Source organism: Sutcliffiella sp. NC1, assembly GCF_027594365.1.
GTDB lineage: Bacteria > Bacillota > Bacilli > Bacillales > Bacillaceae_I > Sutcliffiella > Sutcliffiella cohnii.
The window spans coordinates 1,992,186-2,014,185 of sequence record NZ_CP115153.1 but is presented as its reverse complement, the minus strand read 5'-3'; the positions used below and the strand labels follow the sequence as shown (position 1 = coordinate 2,014,185).

Annotated in this window: 29 protein-coding genes; 7 read left to right on the top strand and 22 right to left on the bottom strand. The window is 34.9% G+C overall.

The genetic code is table 11. The features are described from left to right. Positions 1 to 11 precede the first annotated feature (11 nt). The 3 genes from O1A01_RS10320 to O1A01_RS10310 all read right to left on the bottom strand — a co-directional run bounded on the left by O1A01_RS10320 (position 12) and on the right by O1A01_RS10310 (position 2,829). Positions 12 to 1,487 carry an amidase family protein gene (locus O1A01_RS10320; RefSeq protein WP_066411612.1) on the bottom strand — a complete coding sequence of 492 codons (1,476 nt, stop codon included), beginning with the start codon at positions 1,485 to 1,487 and terminating at the stop codon, positions 12 to 14. Between the two features lie 113 nt (positions 1,488 to 1,600). Further along, positions 1,601 to 2,173, bottom strand: a complete 573-nt coding sequence (locus O1A01_RS10315) for a histidine phosphatase family protein (protein WP_328227331.1) — start codon at positions 2,171 to 2,173, stop codon at positions 1,601 to 1,603. A 191-nt stretch (positions 2,174 to 2,364) separates the two neighbouring features. Continuing rightward, positions 2,365 to 2,829, bottom strand: a complete 465-nt coding sequence (locus O1A01_RS10310) for a hypothetical protein (RefSeq protein WP_066411618.1) — start codon at positions 2,827 to 2,829, stop codon at positions 2,365 to 2,367. Between the two features lie 260 nt (positions 2,830 to 3,089). Between O1A01_RS10310 and O1A01_RS10305 the strand changes: the two genes are divergently transcribed. Continuing rightward, positions 3,090 to 3,251, top strand: coding sequence for a DUF3934 family protein (locus O1A01_RS10305; protein WP_084380139.1), 162 nt, complete (start codon positions 3,090 to 3,092; stop codon positions 3,249 to 3,251). Between the two features lie 208 nt (positions 3,252 to 3,459). Here O1A01_RS10305 and lepB read toward each other — a convergent pair whose 3' ends face one another. From lepB to O1A01_RS10265, 8 genes are all read right to left on the bottom strand, one after another. Beyond that, entirely contained in the window at positions 3,460 to 4,047 is a 588-nt protein-coding gene (gene lepB, locus O1A01_RS10300) for a signal peptidase I (RefSeq protein ID WP_270066196.1), read from the bottom strand. Between the two features lie 78 nt (positions 4,048 to 4,125). After that, entirely contained in the window at positions 4,126 to 4,830 is a 705-nt protein-coding gene (locus tag O1A01_RS10295; RefSeq protein ID WP_066411629.1) for a class I SAM-dependent methyltransferase, read from the bottom strand. 327 nt (positions 4,831 to 5,157) lie between these two features. Then, positions 5,158 to 5,547 (bottom strand): hypothetical protein, encoded by a 390-nt coding sequence (locus O1A01_RS10290; protein WP_066411631.1) that lies wholly within the window; start codon positions 5,545 to 5,547, stop codon positions 5,158 to 5,160. A gap of 57 nt (positions 5,548 to 5,604) precedes the next feature. Then, positions 5,605 to 6,252 (bottom strand): hypothetical protein, encoded by a 648-nt coding sequence (locus O1A01_RS10285; protein ID WP_066411633.1) that lies wholly within the window; start codon positions 6,250 to 6,252, stop codon positions 5,605 to 5,607. A 91-nt stretch (positions 6,253 to 6,343) separates the two neighbouring features. Further along, a complete protein-coding gene (locus O1A01_RS10280) occupies positions 6,344 to 6,844 on the bottom strand; it encodes an NUDIX domain-containing protein (protein WP_066411635.1) in 501 nt (166 codons plus the stop codon). 39 nt (positions 6,845 to 6,883) lie between these two features. Beyond that, a complete protein-coding gene (locus O1A01_RS10275; RefSeq protein ID WP_066411637.1) occupies positions 6,884 to 7,273 on the bottom strand; it encodes an NUDIX hydrolase in 390 nt (129 codons plus the stop codon). A gap of 47 nt (positions 7,274 to 7,320) precedes the next feature. Continuing rightward, on the bottom strand, positions 7,321 to 7,788 hold the full coding sequence (locus tag O1A01_RS10270; protein WP_270066195.1) for an NUDIX hydrolase: 468 nt from the start codon (positions 7,786 to 7,788) through the stop codon (positions 7,321 to 7,323). Between the two features lie 221 nt (positions 7,789 to 8,009). After that, positions 8,010 to 8,618 carry a TetR/AcrR family transcriptional regulator gene (locus O1A01_RS10265; protein ID WP_270066194.1) on the bottom strand — a complete coding sequence of 203 codons (609 nt, stop codon included), beginning with the start codon at positions 8,616 to 8,618 and terminating at the stop codon, positions 8,010 to 8,012. A gap of 149 nt (positions 8,619 to 8,767) precedes the next feature. Here O1A01_RS10265 and kynU point away from each other — a divergent pair, with 149 nt between their 5' ends. From kynU to kynA, 3 genes are read left to right on the top strand one after another with little or no spacing between them, the layout of a single operon-like run. Next, positions 8,768 to 10,054, top strand: coding sequence for a kynureninase (gene kynU, locus O1A01_RS10260; protein WP_270066193.1), 1,287 nt, complete (start codon positions 8,768 to 8,770; stop codon positions 10,052 to 10,054). Next, positions 10,054 to 10,683 carry an arylformamidase gene (gene kynB, locus O1A01_RS10255; RefSeq protein ID WP_270066192.1) on the top strand — a complete coding sequence of 210 codons (630 nt, stop codon included), beginning with the start codon at positions 10,054 to 10,056 and terminating at the stop codon, positions 10,681 to 10,683. The genes kynU and kynB overlap by 1 nt, the downstream gene beginning before the upstream one ends. A 2-nt stretch (positions 10,684 to 10,685) precedes the next feature. Then, complete coding sequence (gene kynA / locus O1A01_RS10250; protein WP_270066191.1) at positions 10,686 to 11,531, top strand: tryptophan 2,3-dioxygenase; 846 nt, start codon at positions 10,686 to 10,688, stop codon at positions 11,529 to 11,531. 41 nt (positions 11,532 to 11,572) lie between these two features. Here kynA and O1A01_RS10245 read toward each other — a convergent pair whose 3' ends face one another. Together O1A01_RS10245 and O1A01_RS10240 are read right to left on the bottom strand one after the other, a co-directional pair. Then, positions 11,573 to 12,091 (bottom strand): DUF3231 family protein, encoded by a 519-nt coding sequence (locus O1A01_RS10245; RefSeq protein ID WP_270066190.1) that lies wholly within the window; start codon positions 12,089 to 12,091, stop codon positions 11,573 to 11,575. Continuing rightward, positions 12,088 to 12,576, bottom strand: a complete 489-nt coding sequence (locus O1A01_RS10240) for a DUF3231 family protein (protein WP_270066189.1) — start codon at positions 12,574 to 12,576, stop codon at positions 12,088 to 12,090. Before O1A01_RS10240 ends, O1A01_RS10245 begins: the two co-directional genes overlap by 4 nt. A gap of 177 nt (positions 12,577 to 12,753) precedes the next feature. Here O1A01_RS10240 and O1A01_RS10235 point away from each other — a divergent pair, with 177 nt between their 5' ends. Continuing rightward, positions 12,754 to 13,356 (top strand): phosphatase PAP2 family protein, encoded by a 603-nt coding sequence (locus tag O1A01_RS10235; RefSeq protein ID WP_270066188.1) that lies wholly within the window; start codon positions 12,754 to 12,756, stop codon positions 13,354 to 13,356. Here O1A01_RS10235 and O1A01_RS10230 read toward each other — a convergent pair. From O1A01_RS10230 to O1A01_RS10190, 9 genes are all read right to left on the bottom strand, one after another. Then, entirely contained in the window at positions 13,336 to 13,833 is a 498-nt protein-coding gene (locus tag O1A01_RS10230) for a GNAT family N-acetyltransferase (protein WP_270066187.1), read from the bottom strand. The two genes, O1A01_RS10235 and O1A01_RS10230, sit on opposite strands and share 21 nt — an antisense overlap. A gap of 290 nt (positions 13,834 to 14,123) precedes the next feature. Continuing rightward, on the bottom strand, positions 14,124 to 14,756 hold the full coding sequence (locus O1A01_RS10225; protein WP_270066186.1) for a CPBP family intramembrane glutamic endopeptidase: 633 nt from the start codon (positions 14,754 to 14,756) through the stop codon (positions 14,124 to 14,126). Between the two features lie 293 nt (positions 14,757 to 15,049). Next, entirely contained in the window at positions 15,050 to 15,511 is a 462-nt protein-coding gene (locus O1A01_RS10220; protein ID WP_270066185.1) for a DUF4362 domain-containing protein, read from the bottom strand. Between the two features lie 49 nt (positions 15,512 to 15,560). Beyond that, on the bottom strand, positions 15,561 to 15,899 hold the full coding sequence (locus tag O1A01_RS10215) for an ASCH domain-containing protein (protein WP_270066184.1): 339 nt from the start codon (positions 15,897 to 15,899) through the stop codon (positions 15,561 to 15,563). Between the two features lie 27 nt (positions 15,900 to 15,926). After that, positions 15,927 to 16,802 carry a GNAT family N-acetyltransferase gene (locus O1A01_RS10210; RefSeq protein ID WP_270066183.1) on the bottom strand — a complete coding sequence of 292 codons (876 nt, stop codon included), beginning with the start codon at positions 16,800 to 16,802 and terminating at the stop codon, positions 15,927 to 15,929. 103 nt (positions 16,803 to 16,905) lie between these two features. After that, a complete protein-coding gene (locus O1A01_RS10205) occupies positions 16,906 to 17,034 on the bottom strand; it encodes a hypothetical protein (protein ID WP_270066182.1) in 129 nt (42 codons plus the stop codon). Positions 17,035 to 17,072: 38 nt separating this feature from the next. Beyond that, on the bottom strand, positions 17,073 to 18,086 hold the full coding sequence (locus O1A01_RS25355; RefSeq protein WP_333482933.1) for a GNAT family N-acetyltransferase: 1,014 nt from the start codon (positions 18,084 to 18,086) through the stop codon (positions 17,073 to 17,075). A 154-nt stretch (positions 18,087 to 18,240) separates the two neighbouring features. Then, entirely contained in the window at positions 18,241 to 18,723 is a 483-nt protein-coding gene (locus O1A01_RS10195) for a hypothetical protein (RefSeq protein ID WP_270066181.1), read from the bottom strand. Between the two features lie 509 nt (positions 18,724 to 19,232). Beyond that, positions 19,233 to 20,276: a serine hydrolase domain-containing protein gene (locus tag O1A01_RS10190; RefSeq protein WP_270066180.1), complete on the bottom strand. Its 1,044-nt coding sequence runs from the start codon at positions 20,274 to 20,276 to the stop codon at positions 19,233 to 19,235. Between the two features lie 486 nt (positions 20,277 to 20,762). On the opposite strand from O1A01_RS10190, the gene O1A01_RS10185 reads away from it, so the two are divergent. Together O1A01_RS10185 and O1A01_RS10180 are read left to right on the top strand one after the other, a co-directional pair. Then, on the top strand, positions 20,763 to 20,957 hold the full coding sequence (locus tag O1A01_RS10185) for a hypothetical protein (RefSeq protein ID WP_270066179.1): 195 nt from the start codon (positions 20,763 to 20,765) through the stop codon (positions 20,955 to 20,957). Positions 20,958 to 20,970: 13 nt separating this feature from the next. Further along, on the top strand, positions 20,971 to 21,915 hold the full coding sequence (locus O1A01_RS10180) for a DUF2268 domain-containing putative Zn-dependent protease (RefSeq protein WP_270066178.1): 945 nt from the start codon (positions 20,971 to 20,973) through the stop codon (positions 21,913 to 21,915). Positions 21,916 to 22,000: the final 85 nt, after the last annotated feature.

Genomic DNA, 22,000 nt, shown 5'->3' with positions numbered 1-22,000 from the left:
AATTAAGAAAGTTAATAAATATTGAATACCGGACTTCTTCGACATTTAGTAGCTTGCTCAAAGGCAAAACCAAGTTTTATTAAAACCGCTTCACTAAAAGCCGTGCCTACAAAGGTAATACCAAATGGCCTTCCGCTTTCCATATACCCAGCCGGAATAGCTATGGAAGGGTATCCAGCTTTAGCACTAATCGTTGAACCTATATACGAAGGAAAAACAATTGCATCAAGTTCATATTTTTGAAGTGCATAATCAATCCCGAGTTCTTGAGAAAAATATAAGTCTTCTAATTTTGCATGTAAATATTCAGGGTTTCTAAGTGTATTAGGGAATTTTTCTCTATGTTCTAACTTATCTTGCCCATATTTCAACGCTCTTTCTTTTATATTATTATTGAACTGAATTAATTCAGATATAGAATGGACCGGCATGTGTGAAGGTAACTTCGCAAGATAATTATCTAAACTATGCCTCAATTCATACAAAGATACGCCCCATTTCCATTCTCTATGGAAAGAAGGAATCTCGATGTTTTCGATAATAGTAGCTCCTTGTTCCTTTAATACTTGAATGGCCTTTTTAAATAAGTGCTCATCATACTCACCGGATTCATAATATTCTTTAGGAGCATTATTAAATATTCCGACTTTAGCACCGTCTAATCCTTTCCAGTCTAAAAAGCTTGTGTAATCTTGTTCTATGTTATTTGCACTTCTATAGGAAGCAGCATCGTCCTTATCTATACCCGTTAAAGCATTTAATAGTATGGCTGCATCTGTAACAGTTCTTGCTATCGGCCCTGCTGTGTCCTGAGAATAAGTAAAAGGAATAATCCCACTTCGACTAATTAAACCAACAGTTGGCTTTATACCGACTACAGAGTTTTGAATAGCAGGACTTACTATCGAGGCATCCGTTTCAGTTCCAACAGATAAAACGGAAAAATTTGCGGCAACTGCCACAGCTGAACCAGAACTGGACCCACCTACAAAAAGATTCTCATCACCATAAGGATTTAATGTTTGTCCTCCCCTAGAGCTGTATCCAGCCCACATCTCACTTGCCATCCCGTTAGCTAATTCCGTCATATTAGTCTTTCCTAATATAACCGCACCTGCATCACGTAGCTTTTTTACAATAAATGCGTCGTTACTAGCTAAATGGTTCTCTAAAGCAATAGTCCCTGCACTCGTATGCATAGAATCATTTGTTTCTATATTATCTTTAAGGACAACAGGAATTCCGTGCAATGGCCCTCTAGCACCTTTCGTTTTCCTTTCATTATCTAACGCTTCCGCAATAAAGATTGCATCAGGATTTATTTCCAACATACAATTTATTTTTGGTCCATCTTGGTCATACTTAGCAATTCTATCAAGGTAAAACATGATTAATTCTCTTGAAGTTATTTCCCCATTTTCCATCGCAAGTTGTATTTCATAAATTGTTAATTCTTCCTTAAAAAATTCCTTAAACTTTATCGTCATCACAATCTTTCTCCCATTCTATTAAGTAGGCACTTAATCACGCACTATTTGTCATTGTATCTATATACTTACTTCAGCGCCGTTCCTACTTCGTTAATTCGCCTTAAGCACTACTATTTTTCAAAATAATATGTAGTACAATCCCAATGTTTACCACTCGTTTTTCTGTTCCCTTTCCAACCGCTTTTCTGTAATTCTTTTGCTATTAATAGATTAAAAAAACCATGTCCGACTAAAACAATCGATTTATATTCGTTTGCAAAGTCTATTAATTGTTGTGATGCTTTTTTTGCTCTATGTTTTGCTTTGCTTAACGATTCGCACTCGTTACTATACCCTATCACCCATAACATTCTCATAACGACTGCCCAAATATTCGGTCTTAATTTTATTTGTATTAAATCTTTTGAAAGTATAGGTAACTCGGTTTCTCTATATAAAGGGTTAGAAATCATATTCACTTCTGGATTTAATAATCTAGCTGATTGAATACTCCTTATTAAATCACTAGTAACAATCAATTTTGCATTTTCCACTTTTTCCTTCGTTTCAGGTGGAAGCGTCATTTCTTCCGTTACGCCACAATTATCATACTTTTCCACCCACTGCTGAAATTCCAAACAACTGATACTATCATTTTCAATTAGTTCTGATTTTCCGTGTCTAATTAAAGAAATTTCCATCATTAGCTCCTTGAGTTAAACTTTACCAAATAACTATTTTCTATTATAAACTGATAAATCCCTCTTTTATGGGAAACCTTTATTAAATATTTGTCAAAAAAACAAAAAAGACCGCGTTTTTTTGAGCGATCTTCCTTTGTTGTCAGAGGAGCTGGGTTCACATTTGTGCTTTGCTCTCTTAAATAAGTCCACTATTAATTAATTTTTATCAACCATTTTACAAATTTAAAATGCACTACGAGAAAATAAATTAGAAATGGGTAACACAAAGCCGAATACCACATCTTCCATTCATTATATTTAATAAACCCAAATGTAAAAGATAAGAACTCAAAAACCAAAGTAATAAAAGTAAAACATAAAATAAAAACTAATTGTGACTTTACCGACTTATTAAAAGGGTATACGTTTAGTAAAATTATGCTAGTAGCTCCATATAAAATAACTTGACCAATTAAAGCAGGTATTTGCACTCCAGGCTGATCCAGTACGTAAAACTGGTATTTAACAGCTAATACCATATCAACAAGAAGACCAAATACAATAGCAAACAACGTAGTTACATAAATTTCATAAGGTTTCATTTTTTTCGGAATGAAATATGCTACTAAGGCAAAAATAAAGCTCGCTATAAACACAAAAACCGTTTCTGGTTTCATCAAAGATCCTCCAAAAAATGGTGCTATTTCTTGTTATTATTATATATTTTTCTGTTACTATTCTAATTCATGAGAAAAATAGCTATGAAAAAGGGTGATTTTCCTTTAACATGAATAGCAGCCTTTCAAAAGCTAGTAGCACTAATTTAGGAGCGGTACACAGTAATATAGGTGACTAATGTGATTGATTAATTACGGAGTATAATACTAAAACTAAATAGATAAGGTAACTCGATATAGAATTATAATGAGGTGATTTGATGAGTAAAGCTAAAGGAAAAGGCGGAACAGGGAGAGGAACAGGCAAGAAGGGATGGAATCGTTGGCAAGCTAGTGCAAACAGAAAAAAGAGTGCAAAACCTTATGTAAGTAAAGGTAATAAAAAAGCCGATGTTGAAAATGACTCCAAGAGCAATAGTTAAAATCACTTTTCAGTACCGAGCCAGGTTATGATAATAGAAACCCTTTAACAAGAATAAAATTAAATGGGGCCAAAATATGCATTATTAAATGCATATTTTGGAGTATCTTACCACTAATGTTCATTTTACAATGTCAACATGTTCAACTTGTGACACTTCATTTTTATAGACGATCTTAACCCTCACTAATAATGACAGTTTTTGTATTTTAGGGATAACCCAACACTTTCCCTTTTACAAATTCAATTGGTATTGGACCATATTGCTTACTATCAATCCCTCTCCACCACAAGTCACCCGAAACAAATATATGACCATCAGGAACAGTTATTTTCTCCAACTGAAATTCGCTCTCGTAATCATTGCTACGAATATTATTCGTTCCGTTTCCGTAGAAAGTGTCTAATTTTTTGCCATCGATGTAAAATTGGCCATCCTTTATTTCTACAGATTCACCTGGAAGAGCAATAACTCGGTTAAGTGGTTCCTCTAAAGCTTCGTATTGTACGAGCTCATAATATTCTTTTGGCTGTTCATGATAAACAACATCCCCACGTTGGATTTCTTCGTTATCATAAAAAGATGGATCAATAACAATATCCCTAAGTAGATAGTTATATGGATTGTCTCCTCTTTCCATGTTGTCACTTCGATAATATATAGTAATCATTCCATCTTTCATTTCTACTTTTTCTAACTTTTCTTTTGTATACGAATCAGTTATTGTTTTGTTTGTTAGTGCGGAAGAGCAAGCTGTTAAAAGGATAATAGATAAAATTAGTAATAGTTTTTTCATAAAATAACCTCCTTTACATTATTTTATGAAAAAACTAGATTGGTTTTTTTATTAGATTTGTCAATTTTCTGACAATTATTAACTGTTTTTTAACTGCATTAAGCTTACCCAAAGAAAATCCTCTCCAAATATGTTATCTGGTTGAGCGATTCTTTTCATTCTTCTAAAATCTTTAATAATAAAATCTTCCTCAAATATTTCTTTTAGTCTTTCTTCCGTATAACCGATGCCGCCTTTTAAGCTTCCTTCTCGATAAACCTCCCAATCTGGCGTATCAAGTGCACCTTCTGTATTGAAGCAAACAATTCCAAAATGTCCGTCCTTTTTAAGTGCTTTCTTCACAATGTCTACATATGATAACCGGCGATGAGGTGCGAGATGATGGAACATACCCGAATCGTAAATAAAATCATAGGAATGAGGTTCAAATTCAAATTCAAACAAAGAAACACCACGGAAGTCAATCTTTACAGCTTCTTCATCCGCTCTCTCTTTTGCCCATTCAATTGCTTTATCTGAAATATCGATTGCGTCAACATTACATCCATGTCTAGCCAAATAAATCGCGTTTCTCCCAGGTCCACAACCTATTTCTAATACCTTTTTAGGTACTAGCCCATTAAGAAAATATTCTACTAAATTCTCATCCGGTCCTTTCACCTTAAAAAAAGGGATATCCTTTGTCCTATCCTCATAAAAACCATCCCAAAATTGTTTAGGCTCTCTTAATAAATGATCCAACATATCTAGTAAATCTTCATAATTTAAAATCCTTTTCTCCACGTGGTTCCCCTCCTAAAATAACGCTACTAATAGTTTACTAAAATTAGGGTGAATCCTTGTTACAACAACGTTAAGATAGGGTTAAAACGTAATATGTAAAGAAGAGAAAACACCTGTAGAAATAGCATTATAACTGTTTATTTTCATCCCTATATACTGGATAAACTCTTTTTAATACTAGTACATTTATTTTAGGGAAATTCCTGTATCTCCTTCTGTAATCATTATTAGGGTAATATCATTATCGCTCCTTTGGATTTGTTTGTAATATTTGTAACAGTTTTGTTACACTTCCACACTTAATAATGCTAGTACCCATGGAAATCCCTATGATAGTGCAATTAACAAACATAATAAAAAGGTAAAGCCTGATAAAGGTGTCATAACTAATTTCTCTTTCTTACTCCTTGAAATAAGATTTGCTATTGTATTTACACCAAGGAATATTGTAATTACCCACAGTAATATATTCGTAGGTAAAAAATCAAAACCAATGATGACATTAGCATGTTGTAGAATAACAAAGCCCATAAATAATAGGACGAAAGCATTTATCAAACTGGCAATACGTAATTTTTTCGGTAATACCTTATAATATCCACCCATAGCAAATTCCCCGATCGGATAACCAAGTGATAGAAGTACTTGAAAAACAGCAACGACCACAAACATAATAGATACAATGATCGACAACGTATAAATAAGATCCTCTAACATACATTACCTCCTAATTCTTTTTCCCGTAGTTGTTTACCTAAAGGCCTATTTTCTTCTTTAACGAACAGCCGTCATATAGCGATTATATAATGTATCACATCTTGCTGAGAGTTCTAAATATAACGCTCTTACTTTGGCTTCTTGACATAACTTTAAATAGCTTTCGCTTCTTATAACATCAATTAATGGCTTCACCGTTAAGTAATACATTTCATCGTTATTATTATCTAACGTTTTCTTATATTCTTTTAAAATAGCAACATACTTTTTATTCATTATCCTAAATTCACTTTTAGCTTTTTCTTGTTGATAGAATACTTGAATCTCACTTGCGAAGGCTGTACCAGTTGAAAAAGAAAGGGAGCTTGCATTCGAGTAGTAACGTAGTTCACCATTATATAATTTTTTTGATATACGAAAAACATGCCAGTTCTTTACCTCATTGTACTGTTTTCCTAGCACTTGATGCTCATTTGAAACAAAACTACATTTATTATCTATAATAAAATCAAAAAGCGACGCATTCTTCTTTGCATCAAAGACAGTTGTAATTGAACACCAAACTAAATAATTAGTGTCCAACTTTCCTAGCACACAAACTTCTTTATCAGGACTAACATATACATCAAAGTACATTTCCTTACCATCCAAGCGGTAATTAGGTGTGACTTGATTTTCTTCGTTTACTAAATTTATTGGGTGCATGTTTACCTCCTAGTAGTTACTATCGTAAAACCCTCTCTTAATCCCTGTAAACTTCGTATCTTAATTAAAGTTTATACAGAGCTCTATAGATTTACTTTAAAATCAAACTACCATTAAAGTTTCTAAAATCCTCTATAACTTCTTTATGGTGGTTTTCCCAAAACTGGTTAGAACATGGAGGGATATTATCTAGTGAAAAAAATCCAGTATTTTGACTTTCATCAGAATGCTCTAGAATTTCACCTTTCCATTCATCAACTAGAAACACAAATTCGAACATTTGATATTCATCTCCAAATTCATTCTTCATTGACTTATGAGGGCCAGTATATATTGCCATCAGTGTTGCACTAACTACATTAATACCTGTTTCTTCTTTCACTTCCCTTTTCAAAGTTTCATAAATGGACTCGTCAAGTTCCATAGAGCCTGCTGGCATTCCCCATCTATTTTGACCTTTTCTTTCAATAAAAAGAACTTTTCCTTCTTCATCTTGAATGATCGCTCGAACAGAAGGATGGATTAGTTTTTGATGACCGATCATTTTTCTTATTTGTCCTACATATGAATCGTTCCAGCTTTTATTTGACAACTATATCCCTCGATTCATTTTAAATTGTTAAATAATGCATTAAACGAACAGGTATTGTATCTTATCGGCTACCTCACTAGGTTTAACATCAATAGATGATAGTTCTTCAACCTCGACCCACATAGGAATATAATTACCTTTCTTCTTATCCATATATTCTTCAGCTTGACCTGTACCAAAAGTTCCACCAACGATATCACATAAAAAGAAATACTGCTTCCCGAAATAATCAATTTCAGCAATACATTCATTAACGACCACATTAATGCCTAACTCTTCATAAGCTTCTCTTTTTGTTGCTTCTCCAGGTGTTTCACCTTTTTCTATACCTCCACCTGGAAAAACATAATAAGTTAACCCATCTTTTACTCTTTTAATTAGAGCAACTTTTTTATTATGGATAAGAACCGCAGAACCTCTATCTCTCATATCAACCACTCTTTCTATCGAAACCACCCTTTAACTATTTAGCATTTTTACCTTATAATCGGCTTTTCCTTATTGGCTAGTAAATCATCAAAAAATTCCTGATGGTCAACAAAAAGGTTTTCAGGTAAGTTATTAATCGGAAAAAAAGTATTTTTCAAAGACTCTTCGTTACTTTTTACCAACTCCCCATCATAATCGTTACAAATAAATAATACTAGAACCATAGAAACTTGGTCTCCATTAGAAAAGGTTTTTTCATATTTAGGACCTGAATACATTCCGAATAAATTAAGCTCACCTAAACGTAGCCCAGTTTCCTCAAATACTTCTCTTCTTGCAGTTTCTTGTACCGTTTCCCCTAGTTCCATAAATCCTCCGGGAAGACCCCAACTTCCGCTATCCGTCCGTTGTTGTAATAACAAACGATTATCTTTATCGAATACGAACGCCCCAGCAACTACCATAATTACTTTTTCTTGACCAATTAATGATCTTATATGTTTTATATAATCCATAATTTTCTCCTCATAGCTATTCTCTTGGAAAAAGCCACCGCACAACACATTAATTTGCGGTAACCACGTTTTTATTTGCGATAGCCATCACTTTATTTGCGATAATCCATTTTTATTTGCGGTAATACGCCTTTATTTGCGGTACCACACCTTTTATTTGCGATAGCACGCCTTTATTTGCGGTAACCACCCTTCTATTTGCGATAGCTACCCCACGCTCCCTATATATACAACCCATCCATATACAAATTCGTAAGATGCGTAATCACATCTTCCATCAAGTAATCGTTCTCTCCCTTAACATAGTCCCACATGAACATTTCGTTTGCGTAGAACCAGCCGCGAGCTACTAACTTCGGTTTAAACGCCGGTGCTGCCAAACCATTATTCTGTACGTACTGAATGTCAACCGAAATCCGCTCGATAAAGCGTTCCCGGATACTGTTCCATTGTGACTCGATTTCAGGAGAGCTACCGATTGCCTCTTTGACTATTTTCATCATCGCTTCTTCCTCTACCGCACAAGATAAAAATAACCGGACTTGCTCCGAAATTAGTTGACGGGCTTCTTGCTTCGTCCTAGGTTGATAGGATCGCTCCGCAACTTGATAGAACTTTTCCATCACTTCTTCCATAAGAACTATTAAAAGGTCATCTTTATTTTTAAAATACACATAGGCTGTCCCATATCCGGTATTGGCGCGTTTAATAATTTGTGAGATTGTCGCTTTTTGAAAGCCATTTTCTAAAAAGATTTCTTTTCCGGCCTTTAGAAGCTTTTCACGAGTTTGGATCGCTTGGCGTTCCCTCGCAGACAGTTCTTTCTCCACTCTTCTACACTCCCATTTCCAACATATTACTCCCCATTTTACAAGGTCTTTTCTTGTTTTACAATAAGTTGACACAATGTCATTGACGTAGTGTCAACGAGCATATACAATTCAAATTAATAAGAGAAACATGAAGAGGAGGAACGTAAATGCAAGGACATGACAGCGTTTACACAAAAGCATATGCCATACAGCTTGACCAACATGATAATCTTGCCCATTTTCGTGAGGAGTTTTACATCAAAGAAAACAGCATATACTTAGACGGAAATTCACTTGGTTTGCTATCGAAGCGGGCCGAAAAATCGGTTTTAAACCTTTTAGAATCATGGAAACAGCTCGGTATTGACGGCTGGACTCAAGGAGAAAATCCTTGGTTTTATTTATCAGAAGACCTCGGTGGAAAAATGGCTCCTCTAGTTGGTGGCAAGCCTGAGGAAGTGATCGTGACTGGATCGACAACCGTTAATCTTCATCAATTAGTGAGCACCTTCTATCAACCTCAAGGAGACAAAACGAAAATTTTAGCGGACGAATTGAATTTTCCGAGTGATATTTATGCCCTACAAAGCCAACTTCACTTAAAAGGCTTTGACCCGGCAGAGCATTTAACTCAAGTAAAGAGTCGTGATGGACATACGTTGCTAGAGGACGACATTATCGAAGCAATGACCGAAGAAATTGCACTCATTCTTCTTCCTGGTGTGTTGTACCGAAGTGGCCAGATTTTAGATATGAAGAGATTGACGATGGAAGCGCATAAGCGTGGCATTGTAATTGGCTTTGATTTGTGCCACTCCATTGGCTCCATCCCACACCAGCTTAGTGATTGGGAGGTTGATTTTGCTTTTTGGTGTAATTACAAGCATTTGAATGGCGGTCCCGGTGGGGTTGGTGGTTTATATGTAAATCAAAAACATCTCGGCCAAAAACCTGGTCTTGCAGGTTGGTTTAGCTCCCGCAAGGATAAACAGTTTGACATGGAACATACGTTAACTCCAGCAGAGGATGCAGGTGCGTTCCAAATTGGGACACCGCATGTATTGAGCGTTGCACCAATCATCGGCTCACTTGAAATTTTTGCGGAAGCTGGAATAAAAAACATACGAAGAAAATCACTCCAACTCACGCAGTATATGATGGACTTAATCCAACATGAATTAAGAGATTTCGAGTTTACGATACAAAATTCACTAGAGGACGAAAAGCGCGGCGGACACCTTTATTTAGAGCACAAAGAAGCGGCGAGAATTTGCAAAGCATTAAAAGCGGAAGGCATTGTCCCAGATTTTCGTAATCCGAATGGCATTCGCTTAGCACCTGTCGCGCTTTATAACACGTTTGAGGAAGTGTGGAATAGCGTGCAAATCCTCAAAACGATAATGGTAGAAGAACGGTATAAGCAATTTAAAAATGAACGGGAGGTAGTTGCCTAATGAAATGGATCGATATTTCGCAGCCTTTGGATGAAACACTCGCTCATTGGCCAGGCGACACTCCTTTTAGTTATAAACTAACGTATACAAAGGAACAAACAGGCTCCGTTAATATTGGGCAAATGACGATGAGTCTCCACTCGGGTACTCATGTTGATGCCCCGTTTCATTTTCATAATGATGGAGAGAAAATTATAGATCTAGAGCTCGATGTTTTTATCGGCAAAGCACGTGTAGTAGATCTCTCTTCCTTTGAAAAAATTGATGAGGTGGCCCTTAGTCAAGTTGACTTAGACGGGGTTACCCGCTTGCTTGTGAAAACGTCCGTCCCTAATCGGCCAAATCATTTTCCAAACAGCATTCCATATGTAACAGCGGATGGAGCTGCTTACTTGAGTTCAAAAGGCGTTCGGCTAATCGGGGTCGACGTCCCATCAGTGGATGCTCTTGATAGTAAAGAATTAGAAGGCCATCATGCTTTACACCGCCATCAAATATATATATTAGAAAATCTAATGCTCGACCGTGTCGCAGAAGGTGAATACGAACTGATTGCCTTGCCTTTAGCCCTTAAAGATGCAGATGGAAGTCCTGTTCGTGCTGTCATTCGACCAATGAAGGAGGCGTAACGATGACTGATTATCAAAATAAAGCAACTACTAATGAAAAAGGAATTCACACTGATTTTAAAAACAATATGACGTACGGAGAATATTTACAATTAGATGACTTGCTCTCTAGTCAGGACCGTCTATCTGACCATCATGATGAAATGCTTTTTATCATCATCCACCAAGTAAGCGAACTATGGATGAAGTTAATATTACATGAAACGAACGCAGCGATTGAATCTATTCAAGCAGATGACCTTCCGACTTCGTTTAAGCGACTAGCACGTGTCTCTAAAATTCAATCACAAATTATCCAGGCGTGGGATGTTCTTTCCACCTTAACTCCTTCTGAATATATGGAATTTCGCGATTCACTTGGGCAAGCTTCAGGATTCCAGTCGTATCAGTACCGTCTAATCGAATTTGCTCTTGGCTACAAAACTGGTCATATTTTAAAAATTTACGAAAAAGACGCCAAGCTTCATCAAGTGCTGGAGAAAGCTTACCATGCACCTAGTATATACGACGTGTCAATTCAAGCGCTTGCGAGAGCCGGACTGCCAATCAATCCTGACTTACTCACACGTGATTTTTCAAAGCCATATAAAGAAGACGATACTGTTCGCAATGCATGGCTCACTGTTTACCGAAATACGAATCAATATTGGAATTTATACCAACTTGGAGAAAAGCTTGTAGACATTGAAGATTGGTTGCAGCAATGGCGCTTCCGTCACATGAAAACGGTCGAGCGCATTATCGGTTTTAAAGTAGGGACTGGTGGCTCCTCGGGAGTAAACTACTTGAAAAAAGTATTAGATCAACGTTTCTTCCCAGAACTTTGGGATTTACGAACAGAAATCTAACTATTAGTCTCCCCTCCTTTTTAAAAGAAGGAGGGGCTGAACTAACCTAAATCTAAGTCTTCTCGATTAGGTGCCATTGGCGGTTGCTCCATCCAATCATTTTGAATCATAATATCCGCTCCAGATTTAATGTATAATGAAACATCCGCTATACAACGTGCATAAATCGCACCGATATCTGTTCTTCCATTAAGAGATGATCCTTTTCCATACGACCTTATTTTCATTGAAAACATATCTATTTTGTGAGCCAACATTATTTTATCCGAAAAAACTTTTGTCGTTGAGTCTGTAACTAAATGATCTATTAAAGTTGGTGCAGGCAAATCACTGTCATTTAATATATTTGTAAGTAACTCAATGTGCTTTTTATTAATATTTTTACCACGTTCTAAAAACTCTTTTACCTTTTTATCTTGAGTACCTTGATAAAAGCCAATAATAAGCGCCTTACTAGTAACATCGTTATTTAGATTATCGAATATATGGGCCACCTCTAGTGCGTGAGGTGGTCTTTTTTTCCCTAAAATACCACCGCTAGAAAAACTTTTATTTTTCACAAATTGTACTTCTTCTGGCATAGGGGTACCGGCGCATTCATTAAAAGACCTTTTGCCGTTAAAATTTCTTTTGTCATTGTCAACAATTTGACAGTCTCCTGAAGACATCTAACATAAAACTCATTTATATCTTTTCTCGTTACAACTGAAATTGCCGAACTATAGATACTCATTCCAACTTTTCCAGTGTATTGCAAATAATAAAGATAAAACTCATCCTTAAACAATCTCGGCGCATCAAGATTTACATCTTCTTCTGTAAAACCAACCGGGATAGGAAAGTTCTCTTCGTTGAAAATGTGAGTTATTTCTTTTATGTAGTTGTTTGTAATAGTCCACGCGTATTCTAAAACACTTTGTATATCAGGGTCTTCTATATGCCTCCTATAATAACTAAGGATGCATTTACCCATCGTATTTCCCATATAGGTTACCCAGAGCTTTCCCATTTCAGCTAAAGTTAAATTGGGTTTTTCCATACTCATCCTTACACACTCCACTCATAGCATTTTCCTTATAATTCCCTATATCATAATAAGAAATACTGAATGGAATGTTTCTCAAACTAAAATTAATGGCAATTACAATAATAATGGAGTGAATATTGAATTAAAGAGAGAAACTAAAACAACTTTGGCATGAAAAGTGGAGGATTTTTTGTTATGGTGCAATTGGGAATTTTCGTGGGCATCACACTATTTGTATTTTGCTTACTTAATTACAAAACGGATTGGGTGATGGAGCTGGATAATCAAATGTTCCCCATTTTAGAGCCTTTTCAGTGGCTAGTTTGGTTTGATTATCTTGGAAGAGGAGCTTTTATTACTGCAGGGGCAATTATTTTAATTATTTTTCTACTGAAGAAAAGAAGAATGTTTGCAAGTATTACTGTATTCATGACGGTTGGCGGAGCTCTATTTTTAACGGAGTGGATAAAAGCGGTTGTCAAACGGGAACGTCCCCCGTTCGAGCATGGCCAAGACGGGTTTAGTTTTATTAGTGGCCATGCGATGTATGCTGTTATTTTTTATTTACTCACTTGCTATATGATTGTGGAAGTGGGAGGTTATAAAAGGCACAAATATTATATCTATGCAATTGGAATATTGCTATCGATATTAATTGGAATAAGTCGCGTGGTGGAAAAGGCACATTATTTCACAGATTTCCTTGGAGGGTTCGGTTTAGGCTTAGCCATAACTCTTTTAGCGATACACTATTATAAGAGAACGAGGATGAAACAATCACCCCACACTCTCTCTTAACTTAACCATGTTGTACCATTGTGTTCCCCCATGTTGTGATTTACTCATGCCATGGTTAACAAAACCTAATTTCTCATAGAAAGAAACTAATTCGCCTTTACACGTTAACGTGATGCCTTCCCTTTCATATTCTTCTACCAGTTCTCCCATTTTCCCCATCAACATTTTAGCAATTCCTTGATTCCTAACCTTCTTGGAAACAGCTATTCCTAATACACTCTGGAATCCTCCTCTTTTCGGATTTGCTTTAATTTTCGCAAAAAGGTCATCAGTTATGTAGGGCTTATTAATGACAGGTCCATTAATATAACCTATGATTTCCCCTTCCTTTTCTGCGACAATGAATGTATCAGCTATTAAACGAATCCTCTCCATAAAAGCTTCTCTCGTGGCAGCTTCTTCTTTCGAAAACCCTTCGTTCTCAATCTTTAACAACTGTTCCAAGTCTGTAGATTGAACATTTCTAAAAGAAATCATACTCTCTATACCCCCTCTCCTATCCATCGGTTGAACACTATTGTTTATTTTTTTCTTCCAGTAGTTCTATAATTCTCTTATTTTGTTTTGAATGCTCTCTTAACAAACTAATAATTGTACTTATTCCAATAATAACAATCAGCATCAATACCCACATTTACTTTCCCTCCCATAGCTATGAAATACCCTAGTACAAAATCGTTAAGTTTGTGGCTTGTCTACTCATCAATAGGAACATCGAGGTTGTTGTCCATGAACCTTTGAACTATTTTTTCAAAAATTTAATTCTTTTAAATGTAATTAAAGTAAAATAATGCATAAAGGTTCCAAAGCATATGTAGTACTAGTGAGGGATATATTGATTTGAATTTCATATTCAAAAAACCATAAACTAGCCCGTGAATACCAGGGTGTATCATGTTGTCGAAATGCATTATCCCAAAAATAAACGAAGTTGCAAATAATGCTATCCATTTATTAAACTTTGATTGTAAGTAACCCTGTATTAAAACACGGTAAATAATTTCTTCCATTATAGGTCTAATAACAACCAATCCAATAGAAAATAATAATAGTTTGTAGAATGTTCTATCTGGAACCGTGTAATGCGGATGAGTTAAATAGTACCATGTTGTAGCTAAGTCTATTCCTCTACCATAGTAAATAGCCGCAACAATGTAAAATGATATTACGCAAAAAAATAATGCTAGATAGAAGGAACCTTTTTTAAACACAGTTGGATTAAAGGATTTACTGATAGTTAATCTTACATCTTTAAAAAGAGTTAAGACAAAAATAAATAGGACAAATGCGATAATATTTGAATAAAACCCCTCAAATAAAGGTGTCCAAAATGCAAAAGCCAATATCAAGTAATGTAATAAAATGAAATATATAATATTTTTACCTTTTAATGTATCCATTTTTCCCCCTTAAAATAAAACAACAAATCGTGATAATCTTTGCAACCTCCGTTTTAAACGAATGTGGAAGTTATTGACGTTTTGATATGATAGATCGCATTAACATCACTCCAAAAAATATAACAGCATAACAATTTTAACATAAAATTCCTATTCACTTTTTACTAATTTTTCAAACTTGAAAAATAGTCCTTTCCTTTCTTTACAACAGTTCTTTTTTATATCAAAAACAGTTTAAGAATTGAAAAGACGATCCATTCTGATCGCCTTTATTATACATAGGGTTATGAAAATCACTTATGTTCAATAACTAAAATAGTGCTGTCTTCTATTTTAGGGACACATTCTTTAACGTTGTAACTAGTCCTGTTTGAAGTTTCATCTACTTTAATGGCACTACAAGTTGTATGAAAAATTTCTTTTTGACCAAAACCATCTCGACTAGTGTCAATTTTCACCTTTATTGCTTCTTTATCAAAATCATATTCATAAAGTATAGGATCACCTTCAGTTGTATATCTAACCACTCTGATACTATCTTCTTTCCCTTGTTCTACATTAAGGAGAAATTCATCGAATCTTTCTTTATTTTCTAGCTCACCATGCATATCTACTATATCTTCTGGAAATTTAATATATGGGAGGGAAATATTATCAGGATACATATAAATATCTGTTGTCTTTTGTTCACCCGTACAACCAGATATAAAAAGAAGTCCAAAAAATAAAACGAAAAAAACCTTTATTGTTTTCAAGGGTGATCACCTCTTTTTCGATTAGTCTCGAAAAATGTTGTATTAGTCCCTAATATTTTATCGCAATAGCTAAAGCTCCCCATTTTTTTTCTTGCTCTGGGGTATATATTTCATATGTACCATCCATCATTTCTTGCATTGTCCAGCCTTCACAATCAAAATCTTCAAAAGGAATAGTCTCATACATCGCTCGAAACGTATCGTATATTTTTAATTCCGTTACTTGTACTTGTAACGTTTCATCTTGTTCAGGAACCTTTATGAATTCAATCGTATCTCCAACTTTAAACTTTCTTCTTTTCTCATCATTCAAACGAACTTCAACCTTTTTCTTTCCCTCTTTAATTGATTGAAAATACTCTCCATATAAACCCATTTGATGTATCACTCTAACTTCCCTCCTTATTTTGGTTGCCTATAAACTCTTAGTGAAAAAACATAATTCATGTATTTGTTGAAATCCAACTTTTTTATATAGATTTATAGCAGTTTGATTGCTTGAATTGACGCAAAGATTTATAGATTCGATACTTTCAAAAGTGAAAAGCCATTTTAAAGCTACCGTTAATAGTTTTTGACCTATTCCTTTTCCTCTCTCACTTTCATTAACAGAAAAAAATTCAATACTTGCTTCTCCATAGGCTGGTTCTGCTTCCACATAAATATAACCGGATAATTGACCGTCATTTTCGATTACGAAAACCTTCCTATTGTCATTTAATCGGCTAATAATTTGTTGACCGCTATAATAAGTATTAGGAAAAGATTGATCGTGCAGCTGTTTCATTTCTGTGTAATATCTTTCCTCTAGTTCTAACATAGGAATTTCTTCTAGTTCATTTATTCTACTGCGGCTATAATTCAATATCGTTTGATCACTATGTTTATTAAATTTAAGGCTTTCCGCAAGCTGAAGAACTTGTTTATTTTTTTTATTTGGAAACATACTTATGGCGTTTATTTCATCAGGGAGTAACTCCATCATTCTCTTCCATAAGCTGTTGGCAATGTCCCACTTGTCTTCTTTAATAAAAGGCCCCCAAAATTCAGCACTATTACCCTCTAAATCCGCATCAAATCCTAACACACCGATTAATTCGCCCTCATCATATACAGTTAAAAAGCTGTTATTATAAGTAACATCTGTAATGTCTTCTCTAATTGAATGGGCAATTTCTAACCGATCTTTGCCACAATATCCAATATGAGATTGTTCGATACTGTTCAGTTCTGATATGAAACTAGCAACAATATCAACTTCGGAATCTTTCATTAGTTCTATTTTTGTCATGACCTAATCCCCCAGTTTGTGATTCGTAGCTCTCTATAAATACAACAGTTCATGGTAAACTTAGGTTCTACTTCTTGAAGAAACTCACCATTTATCACAACCATCACTTGATTTTATCTTCTAATTCTTTCACTCTTTTTTCTAATGTTTTCGACCTTTTTTCCGCTTCATATGCTGTATAAAACGCTCCTGAAGCAAGGGCGAATGCTGCCAGAACCCAATACCAATCCACGATTTTTCCCCCTAATATTATTTTTTAATTGCATGAACTTACAACTCCAGCATACTCTCCAAATTGCTCTTCACTTGCAACCATTCTTTGTCAATTATACTGTAAAACACTGTGTCTCTAAAATAGCCGTCATGCATAATCATATGATTTCGATGTACCCCTTCTTTAACCCCACCAATCCGCTCAATTGCCTGTTGGGACCTAACATTTCGACTGTCTGTTTTGATTTGAACACGAATGGTACCAAGTGTTTCAAAGCAGTGTTTCAATAGAAGATATTTGCATTCTGTATTAATTCGAGTTCGCCAAACAGTTGGAGACAGCCAAGTCCATCCAATTTCCAAGTTGCGGTTCGGTAAAGAGATGTTAAGAAAACGAGTACTTCCCACAATTTTTCCCGAATCCTTATCGATAATAACAAAAGGGAATTCACTTCCTTGCTCTCTCGCTTGAAGCGCTCCCGTCACAAGTTCTTTCATATCTTCCATCGATTGAACATTCATTGACATGTATGGCCATATACTTGGATTGTTACCCGCCTCAAATAACTCCTGTACGTGATGAATTTCCATAGGTTTTATCTTTACTCTATCTCCGGTTAGGACTACTGATGTTATTTCCATTATTGTTCTCTCCTTTATTAAAGTACTTAAGTTGAATAACCTCACAATTTTAACGGTTGTTAAGTAATTTACGGATGTTGTTAAATATATTTGCGAAGTTGTTAAGTAATTTTCCATTGCGGTTAAGTAAATTTGCGAAGTTGTTAAGTAATTTTCTAATGCTGTTAAGTAAATTTGAAAAGTTGTTAAGTAATTTTCTATTGCTGTTAAGTAAATTCGAAAAGTTGTTAAGTAATTTTCCATTGCGGTTAAGTAAATTTGAAAAGTTGTTAAGTAACTTTCCATTGCTGTTAAGTAAATTCGAAATGTTGTTAAGTAATTTTCCATTGCGGTTAAGTAAATTCGAAATGTTGTTAAGTAATCTTCGTTTTTTATAACTTTCTCTTCAAAACCCCTTTGCTGTTCGTTCAGACATACGAAAAGTTCCAAGTACAACAACCTTTTCTGCACTAAACATCAATGCAAATCCCCCATTTATTATTAATTCTATACTAATTCAACAAAAACAGGCACTAATCCTGCTAAGATTGGTGCCTGTTCTCGTTCTGATATTGAAAATCCCTCTACTCTAGATTCAACAGAGTCACTCATAATACCCGTTCGATTCGGGCAAATCCCTATATTCCTCTTTCGAAGATACTACTTTATGAATATAGTCTTCCAGTTTTACTAATGCCAAAGCATCTTCCGTATAATCACAAAAACTCATGTAGGTAAAGCTTTTCGTTTCTCCATTCATTTGAATGTACCACTGAGAAATGGAAGGAGGCTCCGTTTCACACCCCTCTTCTTTTTCAAGTTCCAACTCATTCATGACACCTATCTTCATCATCTCATCATATATTGCTTGTTTTTCGTCCAAAGTGAGTGAAATTTTAGCCTCGATGGTCCCGTCCTCCACAAGGTCTTTCACTACAATATCATGAAAAGTATCTATTTTTTGTTTACCATACGTTCCATAAGTAAGACTGAAATAAAAGTCCTCTGGCATCACTTCACTGTTGTGATCTTGCAGCGTATTACAACCCGGAATAAATATTAAAATAATAAGAATAGAAAAGTGCAATATATTCTTATGAATGTTAATCTCCCCTTTTAACCTTTGACGGATTTAAGGATTAAAAGTTACTCCAATTCTATTAAAAATTAAGGTCAAGATATGTATTCTATTCTTTCTACTCCTGTTTTAACTTTTCATTGTTTTGAACATATATCTTCTTTAAAGTTATGTTAATACTAGTCAAACCTAAAAAAATAAACCATAACATAAAAAAAGTTACAATTTCTCCAGTGAAAAAAGATAAAAATCCTAAAATGATAAAACTAATTCTGTACCACCAATTAAGCATTTTTCTCGATAGCCCCTTTCGAAAGTTTATTTACTCACAGCCATTTCTACTAGATTAGCAATAGTCTGCTCGAACGTTTTAGTCGGTCTATAACCTAATTCTTTCATCTAACTATTTCTTTTAGACGGTTAGGTCTCTTCATCTTCTTCCCTAGAGCATTTATCAGCCGTATAGACTAGTAGATGTATCACAATATCCTAAATCCACAATATTTCCCCTTTCCACTTCATTTTTTCATAGACATGGCAAGTTGCATTACCAGCCGTACAGGTGTTGCTGGGTTTTGCATTTGATTGACATCTCCAATAAAAAACATATCCTTTTCGGGATAGTAAAATGCTAATGAACCTGTTGAACCAGAATGACCAATTAACTCACCTTTCCCCATATAAAGAGTTGCAAGACCATTTAGTGGAACTCTCATATATCCAGCACCGTAATGAATTGGAAGCATAGAAGCCTGCAACCTGTTATTTACTTTAAGTTCATGAAAAACAGTATGATTAAATAACTTTCCTTTAAAGAAAGCCTTGATAAATACCATTAAATCACGAGCAGTAGAAACACAACCGCCACTTGCGCGAATGCTTCTAAGTAATTTTGGACGGTAAAAGGCAGTGTTCTTATAATAAACATATGGGATAAAATCTTCCTCATCTTTCGGGAGATAAGTATTTTTGAGTTTTAAAGGATCAAAAATTAATTGTCTATACACATCTTCCAATGTTGAATTAGTAACTTTTTCAATTATTTTTCCGAGGATTTCAAAGTTTATATTTGCGTAATGAGCTCTTTTTCCCATATCTGGTGCAAAGTATGGTTTTATTTCCTTCGTCTTCATTATAGTTTCATTGAAATAAATCTGCACATCCTTATAAATAGCACGTTTTCTCGACTTATTACTCCCCTCCTCCATCACATCCCTCAATCCACTTGTATGAAACAAAAGGTGAGAGATTGTAAGTCTATTAGAATACTCTTGTCCTTTGTAAACGTGAAGGTTCCTTAATGTGTCTTTTTTAAAATACCTTGTTATTTCATCATCCAATGACAGTTTTCCCTGATCCCTCAAAATAAAGATACAAGTGGTTGTGAACAGCTTTGTGATACTTGCAATAAAGAATGGCGTATCTACATTCTTACCCCCGTACCCAAAACTGTATGAAACATCTCCATTGGAGTTTTCTACGAGAAGAACAGATTCATGTATTAGCTTTTTCTTTGTAACGTTTCCGAAAATTTTTTTGAATTTTTGTTTTTGAATTTCCATATGGCTAACCTCCCCCCATGTAATTCATTAAAATAACATTTTAACTTAAACTATTGTTCTATTAAATGAACTGGTTGCGGAAGTTCGTTGAATGTGTACTTTACTGTTATATCTTATTTAGCAAGTTCAAATCCATACCACTACTTCCATCTCTTTATGTCACTAACTAAATACGATTGAAAAGGATATAAGTTCCATTTTAATAATTCCTTATTGAACTAGCTAGTTAGTACTTCCACAAAAAAAAGCATTTCTCCTTCATGAAGAAACGCTACCGTTAGTGCAATTATTAAAAATGCAACAAAGAAATGTTCTGGGTCTTCTTCCCAAACCCCGTCATCACATACTATTTTAGTAGTTTGACAATTAGCCTGTTAATCTACAATATTACGAATTGAATATTTTAAAAATAATAAACATTATGACTTGACAAAATTATCCTATTCTATTAATTTTTTACTAAGACAAAATATAGGAGCTGAATAAATGGGTTATCTGATTATTTCCATTCCAGTAGAAACAATGTTTATCATTTCCCTTTCACTTTTAGTTCTAGGGTTTACCTTAAATAAAATAGTAACAAAAATAAAGGGTGCTCCACTGGACACTTGGCAAATCATTGTACCGATACTAAAGGTATTTGGCATATTTTTTCTTATTATGGGCTTACTAAAATTTTAGCAAGGAGTTCGATATGAAAATAGTAAAATATGTAATGATATTCATGTTCGTTTTGTTGCTTTCAGCTTGCGAGGAAACTGTTGATACGGGAATAAAAGAAGTAGTAGAAGTAAGTGAAGGCGTTTTTACTGTTGCCCATGAAACTTTCCAGCAGACTTTCGAAATTATCCCGCTATATGAGAATTTCCATGAGTACATTGAAAAGAGTGAAATAGAAGATGCAAATTTGCGGTTTTTGTATTTAGAAACTGTGTTTCTCCCATCCTGGGACAAGTGTTTTAAAGATGGTGAATATCTAGATTTAATGAACAACTACATACAAAATCCTCCCACTAACATACACGACACAAAAAGAATTGTTAATGAAATGATGAATGCCAATCTTGAAGAAGTTGTGCAAGCAGCATTGAAGAAATCATCTGACATACTCCCAGGTCCTGATACTACAGTTTGTATCCTTCCCTACAATCAAAACGCTGGTGGTGTAGCATTAAATGTAGGTGCAGGGAAGATCGTCATCTTTTATAACAAACAATTTTATAATACAGAAGATACCTTAGCCGGTACAGTGGCACACGAATACCATCACAGCGTTTGGACAGATGAACATTATTCAGGTGAACCTATGACACTATTAGATTATTTAATATTTGAAGGTCGAGCGGAAAGTTTTAAACGTATCCTTTATCCAGAGGCAAGTATTTTCACCGTATCGCCACAACAAGAAGAAGCGAACTGGAATAAAATTGAGAGAGAATTGGATTCAACTAACTACGAATATAATCAACAAGTGATATTTGGAGGAGGAGGATTTCCGAGACTTTACGGTTATGCTATTGGATTTAATATAATGCAAGACTTTTTGGAGAATAATCCCGATGCAACGATTGAGGAATGGACAGCACTATCACCGGAAGAGATCTTAGAAAAAAGTAATTATGTGGATCGTTTTAGATAGATTTGGATTTTCCTATTTAAGCATAGTAAACAACAACGGTAGGACTTTACATTGTAAAGTCCTTACATAGTTACGGGATAGATAA

Bases quoted from the DNA above. Each gene is read 5' to 3' on its own strand.
- O1A01_RS10305 (WP_084380139.1), top strand. From the start codon at position 3,090: ATGAGTAAAGCTAAAGGAAAAGGCGGAACAGGGAGAGGAACAGGCAAG.
- O1A01_RS10235 (WP_270066188.1), top strand. From the start codon at position 12,754: ATGGTGCAATTGGGAATTTTCGTGGGCATCACACTATTTGTATTTTGC.
- kynU (WP_270066193.1), top strand. From the start codon at position 8,768: ATGCAAGGACATGACAGCGTTTACACAAAAGCATATGCCATACAGCTT.
- O1A01_RS10180 (WP_270066178.1), top strand. From the start codon at position 20,971: ATGAAAATAGTAAAATATGTAATGATATTCATGTTCGTTTTGTTGCTT.
- kynB (WP_270066192.1), top strand. From the start codon at position 10,054: ATGAAATGGATCGATATTTCGCAGCCTTTGGATGAAACACTCGCTCAT.
- O1A01_RS10240 (WP_270066189.1), bottom strand. From the start codon at position 12,576: ATGAGTATGGAAAAACCCAATTTAACTTTAGCTGAAATGGGAAAGCTC.
- O1A01_RS10275 (WP_066411637.1), bottom strand. From the start codon at position 7,273: ATGAGAGATAGAGGTTCTGCGGTTCTTATCCATAATAAAAAAGTTGCT.
- lepB (WP_270066196.1), bottom strand. From the start codon at position 4,047: ATGAAAAAACTATTACTAATTTTATCTATTATCCTTTTAACAGCTTGC.
- O1A01_RS10320 (WP_066411612.1), bottom strand. From the start codon at position 1,487: ATGACGATAAAGTTTAAGGAATTTTTTAAGGAAGAATTAACAATTTAT.
- O1A01_RS10285 (WP_066411633.1), bottom strand. From the start codon at position 6,252: ATGCACCCAATAAATTTAGTAAACGAAGAAAATCAAGTCACACCTAAT.
- O1A01_RS10310 (WP_066411618.1), bottom strand. From the start codon at position 2,829: ATGAAACCAGAAACGGTTTTTGTGTTTATAGCGAGCTTTATTTTTGCC.
- O1A01_RS10270 (WP_270066195.1), bottom strand. From the start codon at position 7,788: ATGGATTATATAAAACATATAAGATCATTAATTGGTCAAGAAAAAGTA.
- O1A01_RS10225 (WP_270066186.1), bottom strand. From the start codon at position 14,756: ATGGATACATTAAAAGGTAAAAATATTATATATTTCATTTTATTACAT.
- O1A01_RS10315 (WP_328227331.1), bottom strand. From the start codon at position 2,173: ATGATGGAAATTTCTTTAATTAGACACGGAAAATCAGAACTAATTGAA.
- O1A01_RS10190 (WP_270066180.1), bottom strand. From the start codon at position 20,276: ATGGAAATTCAAAAACAAAAATTCAAAAAAATTTTCGGAAACGTTACA.
- O1A01_RS10290 (WP_066411631.1), bottom strand. From the start codon at position 5,547: ATGTTAGAGGATCTTATTTATACGTTGTCGATCATTGTATCTATTATG.
- O1A01_RS10185 (WP_270066179.1), top strand. From the start codon at position 20,763: ATGGGTTATCTGATTATTTCCATTCCAGTAGAAACAATGTTTATCATT.
- O1A01_RS10230 (WP_270066187.1), bottom strand. From the start codon at position 13,833: ATGATTTCTTTTAGAAATGTTCAATCTACAGACTTGGAACAGTTGTTA.
- O1A01_RS10210 (WP_270066183.1), bottom strand. From the start codon at position 16,802: ATGACAAAAATAGAACTAATGAAAGATTCCGAAGTTGATATTGTTGCT.
- kynA (WP_270066191.1), top strand. From the start codon at position 10,686: ATGACTGATTATCAAAATAAAGCAACTACTAATGAAAAAGGAATTCAC.